We start from the raw sequence: 13884 nt of genomic DNA, 5'->3' as shown, positions 1-13884 counted from the left end.
TCCCATTCCGACCATCAGGAGCCGCTGTGGCCATTCCCGTTGTCGATCCTCCCCGTTATGACGAGCAGCTCGACGCCAAGCGCGCGCGTCTCGTCGAGACCTTTGCTCCCTTCGCTCCGCCGGCACTCGAGGTCTATCCGTCGCCGCCCAGTCACTATCGTCAGCGCTGCGAGTTTCGCCTCTGGCACGAGGGTGATGATCTCTTCTATGCCATGTTCGAGGTCGACCCCGACGAGCCCGGCAAGAAACGTGTGGTGCGTCTGGACGACTATCCGGTCGCCGGCCGGCGCATCAACGAGCTGATGCCGCGGCTGCTCGATGCGGTGCGCGACCGGCCGGTGTTGCGCCACAAGCTGTTTCAGGTGGAATTTCTCACCACCCTGTCCGGCGAGGCGCTGGTCACCCTGATCTATCATCGCCAGCTCGACGAGGACTGGGACGAGGCCGCTCGCGAGCTCGAGCAGGCACTCGATATCATGATCATCGGGCGTGCCCGCAAGCAGCGCCGGGTTCTGACCCGGGATCACGTCTGGGAATGCCTGGAGGTCGATGGCCGCCGCCTGCATTACCAGCAGGTCGAGAACAGCTTCACCCAGCCCAATGCCGAGATCTGCCGCGCCATGCTCACCTGGGCAAGGGATGTCACCGCCGGCAGCCAGCAACGCGACCTTGTCGAGCTGTATTGCGGCAATGCCAATTTCACGGTGGCCCTGGCCGACAACTTCCGGCGGGTTCTGGCCACCGAGATCTCGCGTACCTCGGTGGCCAGTGCGCGGGAGAATCTCGAGGCCAATGGCATCGACAACGTGACGGTGGGGCGCATGTCCGCCGAGGAATTCACCCAGGCGCTCAAGGGCGACAAGGGCGGCCGGCGTGTCGAGGCCTGGGCGCTCGACGAGTACGATTTCTCCACGGTGCTGGTCGACCCGCCCCGCGCCGGATTGGACGAGGCGAGCTGTCGCCAACTGAGCGAGTATGAGCGTATCGTCTATATTTCATGCAACCCGGATACGCTGGCGCACAACCTGGAAACGTTGACACAGACGCACGCCGTGACGCGTTTTGCGCTTTTCGATCAGTTTCCCTGGACCCATCATTGCGAGTGCGGGGTGCTGCTGGAGCGACGAGCCTGATTGCGACTTTTGTTGTAAGTGAACTGGTATTGTCAAGGTCCGATGCGCAACCGACATGCACCATGAGCAAAGGGGCATGTTGCTGGGGATGAGGCGTCGATTGGCGTAACCTCCCGGGGCAGGAGAGTGAAAGCTCCCGCAACTACATATGTACATTCGGCAGTCGAGGTGATTGATGCTACACGTCGCACAGGAGGAGGCCCGCCTGGATCTTCTCAAGCAGCTCAAGGAACGGCTGCAAAGCCGTCTGGACAAGGACAAGGCCGCCGAGGTCGATACCTTCGCTCACCTCTTCTATGCCGCCGTACCCCTGGAGGACCTGGCCGACCGACGTCTGGACGATCTCTACGGCGCGACCCTGTCGGTGTGGCACTTCATCCAGCAGTTCGACCCCGAGGCCCCCAAGGTTCGGGTGCTCAACCCGGATTTCGAGGAGCACGGCTGGCAATCCACGCATACCTTCATCGCCGTGCTCCACGAGGACATGCCGTTTCTCGTCGATTCGGTGCGGGTGGAACTCAACCGCCGCGGCATGACCGTTCATGCCATTCATAACGCCGTACTGGCGGTAGGCCGCGACGACGAGCATCGCCTGCAGCGGGTCGCCTCGCCGGAGGAAACCGACGCTCCGGAGGCCCGTGAATCGCTGATCGCCATCGAGGTGGATCGACACTCCAATCCTGCCGAACTCGAGGAAATCGAAGCCAGCCTGCTGGAGGTCCTGCGCGAGGTGCGGACGGCGGTGAGCGACTTCGATCCCATGCGTGCCCAGGCCCGGGCGGCTATCGAGGAGCTCGAGGCCACACGGCCGGCGCAGGTCGATCCGGCGGATCATCGTGAAGCCATCGAGTTCCTGCAGTGGCTGCTCCAGGACAACTTCACCTTCCTGGGCTATGACGAGTACGAGGTGCGCGAAGACCAGGGCCGCCAGCGCCTCGACAAGGTCCAGAACAGCGAGCTCGGGGTCTTCCGCCTGGACCAGCCGCGCTATCGCGAGCGCATCCGTACCGACCTCGGTGTCGAGGGCGATCACTACGTACCGATGCCGCAGTTGATGTCGTTTGCCAAGAGCGCCCATCACGCCAGGATCCACCGGCCCACCTATCCCGACTACATCTCCATCGATCGCTATGACGACCAGGGGCGGGTGATCGGCGAGCGTCGCTTCCTCGGCATGTTCACCGCCACGGTCTACAACGAATCGCCGCGCAACGTGCCGATCCTGCGCCGCAAGCTGCAGGCGGTGATGGACATCGCCGGTTTCAGTCCCAAGGGCCACAACGGCAAGCAGTTACTGCAGATTCTCGAGGTCTATCCGCGCGACGATCTCTTCCAGATCGATATCGAGGAACTGGCGCAGACGGCGCTGGGAATCCTCGACATTCGCGAGCGCCGCCGCGTGCGGTTGTTCATTCGCGAGGATACCTTCGGCAAGTTCTATTCCTGCCTGGTGTTCGTGCCGCGCGATGTCTTTTCCACCGAGCTGCGGGTACGTCTCCAGGAACTGCTCTGCGAGGAGCTCGATGCCACCTTCGGCGATTTCAACACCTATCTCTCCGAATCGGTGCTGGCGCGCATTCAGTTCATCCTGCGCTTCAACGGCGAGAAGCCGGTGGAGTACGACATCAAGCGCCTGGAGGAAAAGCTGGTCAAGCTGGCGCGCAACTGGCGCGACGACCTGCTCAATGCCTCCATCGAAGGGTTCGGTGAGGAAAGCGCCAACCTGCTGATGAGCCGCTTTCGCGATGCCTTTCCGGCCAGCTACCGCGAGGACTTCAGCGCCCGTACCGCGGTCTACGACCTGCAGCATATCGGCGAGCTGGACGAGGGCGCGCCGCTGGCGCTTTCGCTGTATCGCTTGATCGAGGAAGAGGGCAGCGGCGTCAATCTCAAGCTGTTCCATCGGGGCGCGCCGATCCCGCTGTCCGACGTGCTGCCGATGATGGAGAACCTGGGGCTGCGGGTCATCGGCGAGCGCCCCTACGAGGTACAGGCCAGCGACGCCTCCTATTGGATTCATGATTTCAACCTGGAGCACCACACCAGTGTGGAGATGAATCTCCAGGAGATGCGCGGCCCCTTCATCGAGGCCTTCCAGCGGATCTGGGCAGGAGAGGCCGACAACGACGCCTTCAACCGGCTGATCATCGGTGCCAACCTCGATTGGCGCGAGGTAGCGATGCTGCGTGCCTACGCGCGCTACCTGAAGCAGATCCGTTTCGGCATGTCCCAGGACTACATCGCCACCACCCTGGGCAGCCATCCCGAGATCACCCGCGAGCTGGTGTCCCTGTTCGAGCTGCGCTTCGATCCGGCCGAGCGTCCCGGCGAAGGGGACATCGAGGAATGCGAGTCGCGCATCCTGACACTGCTCGACGAGGTGCCGAGCCTCAACGACGACCAGTTGCTGCGTCGTTACATGGAGCTGATCAAGGCGACCCTGCGCACCAACTATTACCAGCGTACCGAGGAAGGTCGCTACAAGGACTACCTCGCCTTCAAGCTGGATCCCTCCCAGGTTTCCGGCATACCCAAGCCGTGCCCGGCCTACGAGATCTTCGTCTGCTCGCCGCGCGTCGAGGGCGTGCACCTGCGTGGCGGCAAGGTGGCCCGGGGTGGGCTGCGCTGGTCCGACCGTCACGAGGATTTCCGCACCGAGGTGCTTGGTCTGGTCAAGGCCCAGCAGGTCAAGAATGCGGTGATCGTGCCGATGGGCGCCAAGGGCGGTTTCGTCTGCAAGCGCATGCCCGAAGGCGCGGACCGCGAGGCGACCCAGAAGGAAGGCATCGCCTGCTACCAGATCTTCATCCGCGCGTTGCTGGATGTCACCGACAACCTGGTCGGCGGCGAGGTCGTGCCGCCCCGGGACGTGGTACGCCACGACGATAACGACCCTTATCTGGTGGTGGCCGCCGACAAGGGCACGGCGACCTTCTCCGATATCGCCAACGAGATCTCCACCGAATACGGACACTGGCTGGGCGATGCCTTTGCCTCCGGCGGCGCCAACGGCTATGACCACAAGAAGATGGCGATCACCGCCAAGGGGGCCTGGGAGTCGGTCAAGCGCCATTTCCGGGGCCTGGGCGTCAACACCCAGGAAGACGAGTTCAGCGTGGTCGGTATCGGCGACATGGCCGGCGACGTCTTCGGCAACGGCATGCTGCTCTCCGACAAGATCCGCCTGGTGGGTGCCTTCAACCACCTGCACATCTTCGTCGACCCGACGCCGGATGCGGCAGCGAGCTTCGCCGAGCGTCAGCGCCTGTTCGACATGCCGCGCTCCAGCTGGGAAGACTACAACACCGAGCTGATCTCCGAGGGTGGCGGTATCTTTCCCCGCAGTGCCAAGTCGATCACCATCACGCCGCAGATGAAGAAGGTCTTCGGCATTCGCGAGGACAAGCTGTCGCCCAACGAGCTGATCCGCGCCATGCTGGTGTCCAAGGTCGACCTGGTCTGGAACGGCGGGATCGGTACCTACGTCAAGAGCAGCGAGGAAACCGACGCCGAGGTCGGCGACAAGGCCAACGACGCCCTGCGCATCGATGGTCGCGAACTCAACTGCCGAGTGGTCGGCGAGGGCGGCAACCTCGGCCTGACCCAGCGTGGGCGCATGGAGGCCGCCGCCAAGGGTGTGCGGGTCAATACCGACTTCATCGACAACGCCGGCGGCGTGAACTGCTCCGACCATGAGGTCAACATCAAGATCCTCATCGACGAGGTGGTGTCACGGGGCGATCTGACCGAGAAGCAGCGCAATCAGCTGCTCGCCGACATGACCGACGAGGTCAGCGAACTGGTGCTGCTGGACAACTATCGACAGACCCAGGCACTGGATCTCGCCGAGTTGCTGTCGCGTCAGGGCATCGGCCCCTATCGGCGGTTCATCAGCGAGCTGGAGGCGGCCGGCCAGATCGACCGCGAGCTCGAGTTCCTGCCTTCCGACGAGGAACTGCTCGAGCGTACCCAGCACAATCAGGGCATGACCCTGCCGGAACTGTCGGTGCTGATCTCCTACGCCAAGAGCGTGCTCAAGGGAGACCTGATCGCCTCGGACGTTCCCGATGACCCGACCATCATGCGTTTCGTGGAGCGCGTCTTCCCGTCGATGCTGGCCGAGCGTTATCGCGACGAGATGTACGAGCATCGCCTGAAGCGCGAGATCGTCGCCACCCAGGTGGCCAACGATCTGGTCGATTACATGGGCGTGGTCTTCGTGCGGCGCCTGATGGACTCGACCGGTGCCGATCGCGCCGACATCGCCCGAGCCTATGTCATCGCCCGCGACAGCTTCCAGTTGCCGCGCCTGTGGGAGCAGATCGAGGCCCTGGACAACAAGGTACCGAGCCAGGTGCAGTATTCGATGATGCTCGATCTGATGCGCATGCTGCGCCGCTCCACACGCTGGTTCCTGCGCCAGCGCACCGGCATGAGCACCCGGGATACCATCGACTACTTCGCGCCGCGCCTGGCGCAGTTGCAGGAGAATATCGGCAAGCGGTTGCGTGGCGAGGAGCAGGAGCAATGGTCGGCCCGTCGCCAGGAGCTGGTGAAGGCGGGTGTGCCCGAGGCCCTGGCATCCACCGTGGCGGCGGCAGGCAGCCTCTATGCCGCGCTCGGCATCATCCAGACCGCGCGTCAGACCGACGAGAAGCCCCAGCGGGTCGCCGAGATCTTCTACGAGGTTGGCGCTCGCCTGGAGCTGCCCTGGATCATCCAGCAGGTCACTCGGCTCGAGGTCCGCGATGGCTGGCAGGCCAAGGCGCGGGATACCTTCCGCGATGATATCGATCGCCAGCAACTGGCATTGACTGCCAGCGTGCTGGGCATGGACGGTGGTCCGCGCGACAGCGCCGAGCGTGTCGACCGCTGGCTGAGCCTGCATGAGGGCATGCATCAGCGCTGGCGCCACCTGCTCGAGGAAGTGGGAAGCGGAAGCCAGGGTGGTTTCCCGCTGTTCGCCGTGGCGGTGCGTGAGCTGGTGGACCTGGCCGAGAGCAACAGCGAGGCCTGAACGTGACGGGCGCCTCCCTGGCGGGAGGCGCCTGGCCTGGCAGATACAGGAAGGGCGCCAAGATGGCGCCCTTCCTGCGTTTCGTGGACGTGAATTCGTCCCTACAGCAGAAATACCGTGGCCAGTCCCAGAAAGGACATGAAGCCGACCACATCGGTGACCGTGGTCAACACCACCGAGCCGGACAGGGCCGGGTCGAGGCCGAAGCGGCGGAGCAGCAGCGGAATGACGATGCCCGCCACCCCGGCGGCCAGCATGTTGATGACCAGGGCCGAGGCGATGATGCCGCCGATGGCCAGACTGTCGAACCACAGTACAGCGAGTGATGCCACGACCAGGGCCCACAGCAGGCCGTTCAAGGCGGCGATGCCGACTTCCTTGCGCAACAGCCATTGGCTGTTGGTACGGCTGATCTGACCGAGTGCCAGTCCGCGTATGGCCAGGGTCAGCGTCTGGCTGCCGGCGATGCCACCCATGCTGGCGACGATGGGCATCAGGACCGCCAGGGCCACGATCTTCTCCAGGGCATTCTCGAACAGGCCGATGACCCCTGCGGCCAGGAAGGCCGTCAGCAGGTTGATGCCGAGCCAGACGGCACGGCGCTTGGCACTGGGCAGCACCGGGGCGAAGAGGTCTTCTTCTTCGTCGAGGCCGGCCATGTTCATCAAGGCCTGCTCCGAGTTCTCGCGAATCACGTCGACGATGTCGTCGATGACGATGCGACCGAGCAGCATGCCCCGGTCATCCACCACCGGCGCCGAGACCAGGTCGTGGGTCTGGAAGAGTGTGGCCACATCGCGGGACTTCATGGTCACCTGGATGCTGTCCACGTCGCTGTCCATCAGGTTGACCACGGCCATGTCCGGCTCGTTGGCCACCAGGCGGGCAAGCGGCAGCGTGCCCATGAAACGGCCCTCGCGGTCGATCACCATCAGGGCGTCGGTGTTGTCGGGCACCGACTCCTTCCAGCGCAGGAAGCGTTGTACTGTCTCCAGGTTGACGTCTGCGCGCACGGCGATGGTGTCGGTGCGCATCAGGCGACCGGCGCTGTCCTCTTCGAAAGCCAGCGTCTCCTGCAGGCGCGCTCGCTGCAGCTCGTCCATGGAGCGCAGCATGTCTTCGGCGACCTGAGGGGGCAGATCCTCGAACAGTTCAGCCAGGTCGGTGGTGTCCAGCCCTGACGTGGCGGCGACGATCTCGGCATGATCCATGTCCTCGATCAGCGTCGCGCGGACCTCGTCGTGGACATGCAGCAGGACTTCCCCATCGATCTCCTGGGGCACCCGTTCCCATAGCCGGAAGCGCTCGTTGGGCGGGAGAGACTCCAGCAACAGGGCGACTTCGGCGGGCTCGAGGTCGGCGATGACATCATCGACCCATTCCAGTCGTTCCTGCTCGAGTGCCAGATGAATGCGCGACAGGCGGTTTTCCAGCGTTTCGGTCGTATCGGTCATGTCCTTCTCCCTGGCGGCGCGTCATCACGGCCGGCGAGTTCGGCCCGCCGTCTCCCAAGTAGATCATAAAAGCCATGCCGCATGGCAGATGAGCAGGGGCCGGGTAGCCACGCGTTTCGTCGTTCGGGGATGGCTGCGCTATACTCGCGCCCGTTTTGTCCGTTGCCTTGCCAGGAGTTGCCATGTATTCGCTCGCCCGTTCGCTGCTGTTTCGCCTCGATGCCGAGAAGGCCCATGGCGTGGCGCTTTCGGCGCTGGACATGGCCCAGCGCCTCGGCCTGGCAGCCCATCTCGGCAAAGGCGGCGTGGAGGATCCCGTGACGCTGATGGGACTGCGCTTTCCCAATCGGGTCGGGCTGGCGGCGGGGCTCGACAAGAATGCGGATCACCTGGATGCCCTGGGGGCGCTGGGTTTCGGCTTCGTCGAAGTGGGCACCGTTACTCCGAAGCCCCAGGACGGCAATCCTCGGCCGCGGTTGTTTCGCTTGCCCGAGGCCGGGGCGATCATCAATCGCATGGGCTTCAACAACGCCGGCGTGGATCACCTGGTCGAGCGGGTGCGGCGCTCGCGTTACACTGGCGTCATCGGTATCAATATCGGCAAGAACCTGACGACGCCGGTGGAGCGGGCGGTGGACGATTATCTGTACTGCCTGCGCAAGGTGCACGGTCATGCCGACTATGTCGCGGTGAACATTTCCTCGCCGAACACGCCGGGCCTGCGCAATCTGCAGTTCGGTGAGCACCTCGACCAGTTGCTGGGCAGCCTGCGCGAGGAGGGTCTCGCGCTCGATCGTGCCACCGGCCGGCGGGTTCCCCTGGCGGTGAAGATCGCCCCGGACATGAGCGAAGCGGAAGTTGCCCTGGTGGCGCAGAGCCTGGAGGCCAATGGTGTCGACGCCGCGATCGCCACCAACACTACGGTGTCGCGGGATGCGGTGGAGGGACTGCCGGGAGCCGAGGAGCAGGGCGGGCTTTCCGGTCGTCCGGTGTTCGAGCCTTCCAATACGGTGATTCGAGCGCTGCGTCGCCGGTTGCCGGATTTGCCGATCATCGGCGTGGGCGGTATCGACAGCGGTGCGGCGGCTCTGGAAAAACAGGAGGCGGGTGCCGATCTGGTACAGCTCTATTCCGGTTTCATCTATCGCGGGCCGGCCCTGGTGGGCGAATGTGTGCGGGCGCTGCAGGCACGGCACATGGGAGGCGCGTAAAAAAGCCCACGGCATGGCCATGGGCTTGACGGGTCGTCATCTTGTCTGACGAAACGATGGTCGGGAATCAGACCACCATGGGGTTTTTGTGGATACCGGAAACACCCGTCATGCCGGACCACTGATCCCCACGACCTTCACGCCAACCGCTCATCCAGTATTCGCGCAGGTTGATGTTTTGATTCGGACAGTCGTCACGGGAACGACCTGAAAGACCCGCCTTGTACCCATGTACATAGGCACGCTGGAAGCGATCACGTTTCTGTCGTTTCATTGGACTACCTCTTGGTGAAGGTGCCGATATGGAATCCGGTGCGTACGGCACCGGTCCCGTGATAACGGGTCTTGACGTCCCCCTCGACCGAGGCCGAGGGGGAGCGGGACCCATGGACAGGAACGCATGCGTTTACAAACGAGTAGCTACTGGTTAATACATAGCCCAGATCGGTCGGTTCTGTCGACCGATGATTTGTAACAAGGCTCGCATACGCCTGTAATGAACGGCCGGATATCCGGCCACGTCGATGGATATCCCATGATCGATAGACGATCCACCGCCCCCGGGGCGTATCTGGCTACCTGCCCCAAGGGGCTCGAAGCGTTGTTGTCCGATGAGCTGGCCGCGCTCGGCGCCGAGCCGACCAAGACGACGGTGGCCGGTGTGTACTTCCAGGCCGAGCTGGTCACGGCGTATCGCGCTTGCTTGTGGTCGCGACTGGCCAATCGCGTGGTGCGTTGCCTGATCCAGGAGGACGGTGTAGAGACCCCGGAACGGCTGCGTGAGGCCAGCGCAGGTGTCGACTGGCAGGCTCACCTGGCCGTCGGCTCGACCCTGGCGGTGGACTTCCATGGGCGCAGCGATGCCATCCGCCACACGCGCTTCGGGGCCCAGACCGTCAAGGATGGTGTGGTCGAGCGACTGCAGGCCGATGGCTGCGCGCGACCCCGGGTCGACCCTCAGGCGCCCGACCTGCGTCTTTACGCGAACCTGCATCGCGGTCGTCTTACGCTGGGGATCGACCTGTCGGGCGAGAGCCTGCATCGGCGCGGCTATCGACGCGGCACGGGACACGCACCGCTCAAGGAGAACCTGGCGGCGGCCCTGCTGATTCGTGCCGGCTGGCCGGCGATGGCCCGGGAGGGAGCTCCGCTCGTCGATCCCCTGTGTGGCGCTGGCACCCTGTTGATCGAGGCCGCGATGATGGCCGCTGACATGGCGCCCAACCTGCAGCGCGAACGTTTCGGCTTTCATGGCTGGGTCGGTCATGATGAGGCCAGCTGGCGCGAACTCAAGCGCGAGGCCGAGGCCCGGGCGAGCATCGGCCGCAAGCGTTGCCGCAACCGGTTGTTCGGTTTCGATCGCAGTCCGCCGGCACTGGCGGCGGCCAAGTCCAACGCCATGCGGGCGGGGATTCCGGCCTTGATCGAGCTGACCGGGGGCGCGCTCGGTGAGCTCGAGCGTCCCGGAGGGCTGGATGAGGCGCCCCCGGGCCTGATCATCACCAACCCCCCTTATGGCGAACGGCTGGGCGAACTGCCGGAACTCGTCGAGCTGTACGCCCAACTGGGCGAGCGGGCCCGTGCGGCCTTCCCGGGCTGGCGCCTGGCGCTGTTCACCGCCAATCCCGACCTCGGTCATCGCACGGGGCTGCGTGCCCACAAGCAGTATTCGCTGAAGAACGGTCCTCTGGATGCGCGCCTGTTGCTGATGGACATCCCGTCCGGGACGGACGAAGAGAAGGGCGAGGCGACGAGCAAGCCGTCTCGCAGCGAAGGCGCCCAGATGTTCGCCAATCGCCTGCTGAAGAATCGCAAGCGATTGAACAAGTGGCTGAAGCGATCCGGTGAAAGCTGCTATCGGCTTTATGACGCCGACATGCCCGAGTATGCGCTGGCCATCGATGTCTATGGGGATCGCGTGCATGTGCAGGAATATGCGCCGCCTCGTTCCGTGGATCCCGGCCAGGCGCAGAAGCGTCTGCATGAAGCGCTCGGCGTGATACCCGAGGTGCTCGGCGTGGAGCCTTCCCAGGTGGTGATCAAGCAACGCCAGCGTCAGAGCGGGCGGGCTCAGTACCAGAGGCAGGATACCAGTGGCGAGCGTTTCGAGGTCCGGGAGGGCCGGGCGCGGCTATGGGTCAATCTGCGCGACTATCTGGATACAGGACTCTTCCTCGACCATCGTCCCGTGCGTCGCCTGCTGGCCGAGCTGGCCGAGGGCAAGCGCTTTCTCAATCTGTTCTGCTACACGGCCGCCGCTACCGTGCAGGCCGCGCTCGGCCAGGACGAAGGGCGGGGTGCCAGCGACAGCGTCAGTGTCGATCTTTCCAACACCTACCTCGACTGGGCCCGGGAGAACTTCCGCCTGAACCGGCTGGATCCCTCGCGGCATCGCGTGGTGCGCGACGACTGCTTCCATTGGCTGGAGACTGCCGGCAGTGAGTTCGATGTGATCTTTCTCGATCCGCCGACCTTCTCCAACTCCAAGAAGATGACCGATACTCTCGACGTGCAACGCGATCACGGTCGGCTGGTGCGGCTGGCCATGGCGAGACTGGCACCCGGCGGCACCCTGGTGTTCTCCAACAACCAGCGGCGCTTCAAGCTGGATGCCGACCTGGCCGAGGCCTTCGTCGTGGAAGATATCTCGGCGAAGACCTTCGATCCTGACTTCAAGCGTCGCCCGGACTTGCACCATTGTTTCCTGATCCGACATCGTGACGGGGAAGAGGCGTAAGGACGGAGCGTAAAGAAGGGAAGATGATCCAGCTGACCCTGTATACCACGAGTGGCTGCCATCTCTGCGAGGCGCTGGAGGCCTGGTTGGGTCGCCTGGCCAACGAGGAGCTACGACTCGCTCGCGTGGAAGTGGCCGAGGATGAAGCGCTGGTGGCGGCCTACGGGACGCGGCTTCCGGTCCTGGCGGATGCGGCGGGTTGCGAACTGGACGGCGGCCACGAGCCCGAGCGTCTTGCCGCCTGGCTGGCCGACAGGGATTGGCTGGATGCGGCGGCGTGGCGCGAGATCACGCAGCCGCCGGACGGCGGGGGAGAGCGACGACGAGGTGCGGTCATGCGCCAGGGACGCCGTTATCTCGGAGGATGAACACTATGCAAGGCCCCCGCTTCGGCGGGGGCCTTGTGCAAGAGCGGGGCGTCACATGTTCGGATAGTTGGGGCCGCCGCCACCCTCCGGTGCCACCCAGGTGATGTTCTGGGCCGGGTCCTTGATATCGCAGGTCTTGCAGTGCACGCAGTTCTGGAAGTTGATCTGGAACTGCGGCTTGCCGTCGTCGCCTTCGACCACCTCGTAGACGCCCGCCGGGCAATAGCGCTGGGCCGGCTCGGCGTATTCGGGCAGGTTGTCGCGAATCGGCAGGTCCGGATCGTCGAGCTTGAGATGGCAGGGCTGGTCTTCCTCATGATTGGTGTTGGAGAGAAACACCGAGGAGGCCTTGTCGAAGGACAGCTTGCCGTCGGGCCTGGGGTACTCGATCTTCTCGCACTCGGCCGCCGGCTTGAGCGTGGCATGGTCCGGCGTGGTGTCGTGCACCCGAGGCAGCTTGCCGCCGACCAGCTGGTCGAGGAAGTTGTAGGCGCCGCCGCCCACGGTGCCGTACTTGTGGATCGCCGGGCCGAAGCTGGCGCTTTCCTCGAGTTCCTTGCAGGCCCAGCTGGCTTGCCACTTGTCGGTGAAGGCGGCCAGTTCGGTGCCTCCCTCGTCGCCGCTCGCCAGCGCCTCGAAGACCGTCTCGGCGGCCACCATGCCGGATTTCATGGCGGTGTGCAGGCCCTTGATCTTGGCGAAGTTCAGGGTGCCGGCATCACAGCCGATCAACAGGCCGCCGGGGAAGGTCATCTTCGGCAGGCAGTTGATGCCGCCCTTGGTGATGGCGCGGGCGCCATAGGCGACGCGCGAACCGCCCTCGAGGTAGGGCTTGAGCACCGGATGGTGCTTCATGCGCTGGAATTCGTCGAAGGGCGACAGCCAGGGATTCTGGTAGGCTAGATCCATGATCAGGCCGACCACCACCTGCTGGTTCTCGGCATGGTAGAGAAACCAGCCGCCATGGGTGTGCTTGTCCAGCGGCCAGCCGGAACCGTGCAGGACCAGGCCGGGCTCATGCTGTTCGGCGGGCACGTCCCAGAGTTCCTTGAGGCCGATGCCGTAGTGTTGCGGGTCCTTGCCCTCATCGAGCTTGAAACGCTCGATCAGGCGCTTGCCGAGATGGCCGCGCGAGCCCTCGGCGAACAGCGTGTACTTGGCGCGCAGCTCCATGCCCGGCATGTGGCTGTCCTTCGGGGTGCCGTCGGCGGCCACGCCCATGTCGCCGACGATGATCCCGCGCACCGTCTCGTCCTCGTCGACGATCATTTCCTGGGCGGCGAAGCCGGGGAAGATCTCGACGCCGAGTTCCTCGGCCTGCTCGGCGAGCCAGCGGCACAGGTTGCCGGCGCTGATCACGTAGCGGGTGATGTCGCCGCCGGTGTTGTGCATGCTCTTGGGCACCAGGGCATTGGGCAGCTTCTGGGCCTTCTCGGCATCGCGGAGCAGGTAGAGCTCGTCGCGCACGGCAGGGGTGGTCAGGGGCGCGCCACGCTCGGCCCAGTCGGGGAAGAGCTCATCCAGGGCACGGGGTTCGAAGACGGCACCGGAAAGGATGTGGGCGCCGACCTCTGAGCCTTTCTCGACCACGCACACGGTCAGTTCCTGTTCGGCCTCGTTGGCCTGTTGCATCAGCCGGCAGGCCGCGGCAAGCCCGGACGGACCGGCGCCGACGATCACCACGTCGACTTCCATGCTGTCGCGCTCTACGTGTTCTGTCATTGTTGAGGTCTCCTCCCATGGCGAGACGTCATGCCTCTTGCTCTTGCGGGCACCGAGAGGGTGTCGGCCAACTGCCGCGCTTGCCCGTGCGGCGTTCACCCTCCGACGTCTCGTCAATTTTAAACGGTCGTTTGCTTCTAGGGGTGCTCCATGATAGGCATAATAGCCGCAAAGGGGCACCCCTTACGATGGGGATCTGCCGAACGGGCCCTTCGACTGGCATGGCGGGATTGTTGCCGTCA

The 13884-nt window shown here is 64.3% G+C and carries 8 protein-coding genes; 5 read left to right on the top strand and 3 right to left on the bottom strand.

Annotated features, from left to right (window positions below; translation table 11 throughout):
• Window positions 1–26 precede the first annotated feature (26 nt).
• Both trmA and HELO_RS11325 read left to right on the top strand, forming a co-directional pair.
• Window positions 27–1133: a tRNA (uridine(54)-C5)-methyltransferase TrmA gene (gene trmA / locus HELO_RS11330; RefSeq protein ID WP_013332806.1), complete on the top strand. Its 1107-nt coding sequence runs from the start codon at window positions 27–29 to the stop codon at window positions 1131–1133.
• Window positions 1134–1308: 175 nt separating this feature from the next.
• Window positions 1309–6150, top strand: coding sequence for an NAD-glutamate dehydrogenase (locus HELO_RS11325; protein WP_013332805.1), 4842 nt, complete (start codon window positions 1309–1311; stop codon window positions 6148–6150).
• Between the two features lie 101 nt (window positions 6151–6251).
• Here the strand turns inward: HELO_RS11325 and mgtE are convergent, their stop codons facing one another.
• The gene (gene mgtE / locus HELO_RS11320; RefSeq protein WP_013332804.1) at window positions 6252–7604 is read right to left on the bottom strand and encodes a magnesium transporter; all 1353 of its coding nucleotides are present in this window, start codon (window positions 7602–7604) and stop codon (window positions 6252–6254) included.
• A 182-nt stretch (window positions 7605–7786) separates the two neighbouring features.
• Between mgtE and HELO_RS11315 the strand changes: the two genes are divergently transcribed.
• Entirely contained in the window at window positions 7787–8815 is a 1029-nt protein-coding gene (locus HELO_RS11315) for a quinone-dependent dihydroorotate dehydrogenase (RefSeq protein ID WP_013332803.1), read from the top strand.
• Window positions 8816–8882: 67 nt separating this feature from the next.
• On the opposite strand, the gene rmf is transcribed toward HELO_RS11315, so the two are convergent.
• Window positions 8883–9089 carry a ribosome modulation factor gene (rmf, locus tag HELO_RS11310; RefSeq protein ID WP_082995084.1) on the bottom strand — a complete coding sequence of 69 codons (207 nt, stop codon included), beginning with the start codon at window positions 9087–9089 and terminating at the stop codon, window positions 8883–8885.
• A 261-nt stretch (window positions 9090–9350) separates the two neighbouring features.
• On the opposite strand from rmf, the gene rlmKL reads away from it, so the two are divergent.
• Window positions 9351–11552, top strand: a complete 2202-nt coding sequence (gene rlmKL / locus HELO_RS11305; RefSeq protein WP_041602103.1) for a bifunctional 23S rRNA (guanine(2069)-N(7))-methyltransferase RlmK/23S rRNA (guanine(2445)-N(2))-methyltransferase RlmL — start codon at window positions 9351–9353, stop codon at window positions 11550–11552.
• Window positions 11553–11575: 23 nt separating this feature from the next.
• Window positions 11576–11920 carry a glutaredoxin family protein gene (locus tag HELO_RS11300; protein ID WP_013332801.1) on the top strand — a complete coding sequence of 115 codons (345 nt, stop codon included), beginning with the start codon at window positions 11576–11578 and terminating at the stop codon, window positions 11918–11920.
• A 51-nt stretch (window positions 11921–11971) separates the two neighbouring features.
• On the opposite strand, the gene HELO_RS11295 is transcribed toward HELO_RS11300, so the two are convergent.
• Window positions 11972–13642 (bottom strand): electron transfer flavoprotein-ubiquinone oxidoreductase, encoded by a 1671-nt coding sequence (locus HELO_RS11295; RefSeq protein ID WP_013332800.1) that lies wholly within the window; start codon window positions 13640–13642, stop codon window positions 11972–11974.
• Window positions 13643–13884: the final 242 nt, after the last annotated feature.

Source organism: Halomonas elongata DSM 2581 (assembly GCF_000196875.2).
In the GTDB taxonomy this organism is placed as follows: domain Bacteria; phylum Pseudomonadota; class Gammaproteobacteria; order Pseudomonadales; family Halomonadaceae; genus Halomonas; species Halomonas elongata.
Note: the sequence above shows the minus strand (reverse complement) of the source record. Positions and strands in the feature narration are given on the sequence as shown.

Excerpts from the sequence above, each read along its gene's own strand:
- rmf (WP_082995084.1), bottom strand. The coding sequence starts at position 9,089 with ATGAAACGACAGAAACGTGATCGCTTCCAGCGTGCCTATGTACATGGG.
- HELO_RS11300 (WP_013332801.1), top strand. The coding sequence starts at position 11,576 with ATGATCCAGCTGACCCTGTATACCACGAGTGGCTGCCATCTCTGCGAG.
- HELO_RS11325 (WP_013332805.1), top strand. The coding sequence starts at position 1,309 with ATGCTACACGTCGCACAGGAGGAGGCCCGCCTGGATCTTCTCAAGCAG.
- HELO_RS11315 (WP_013332803.1), top strand. The coding sequence starts at position 7,787 with ATGTATTCGCTCGCCCGTTCGCTGCTGTTTCGCCTCGATGCCGAGAAG.
- mgtE (WP_013332804.1), bottom strand. The coding sequence starts at position 7,604 with ATGACCGATACGACCGAAACGCTGGAAAACCGCCTGTCGCGCATTCAT.
- rlmKL (WP_041602103.1), top strand. The coding sequence starts at position 9,351 with ATGATCGATAGACGATCCACCGCCCCCGGGGCGTATCTGGCTACCTGC.
- HELO_RS11295 (WP_013332800.1), bottom strand. The coding sequence starts at position 13,642 with ATGACAGAACACGTAGAGCGCGACAGCATGGAAGTCGACGTGGTGATC.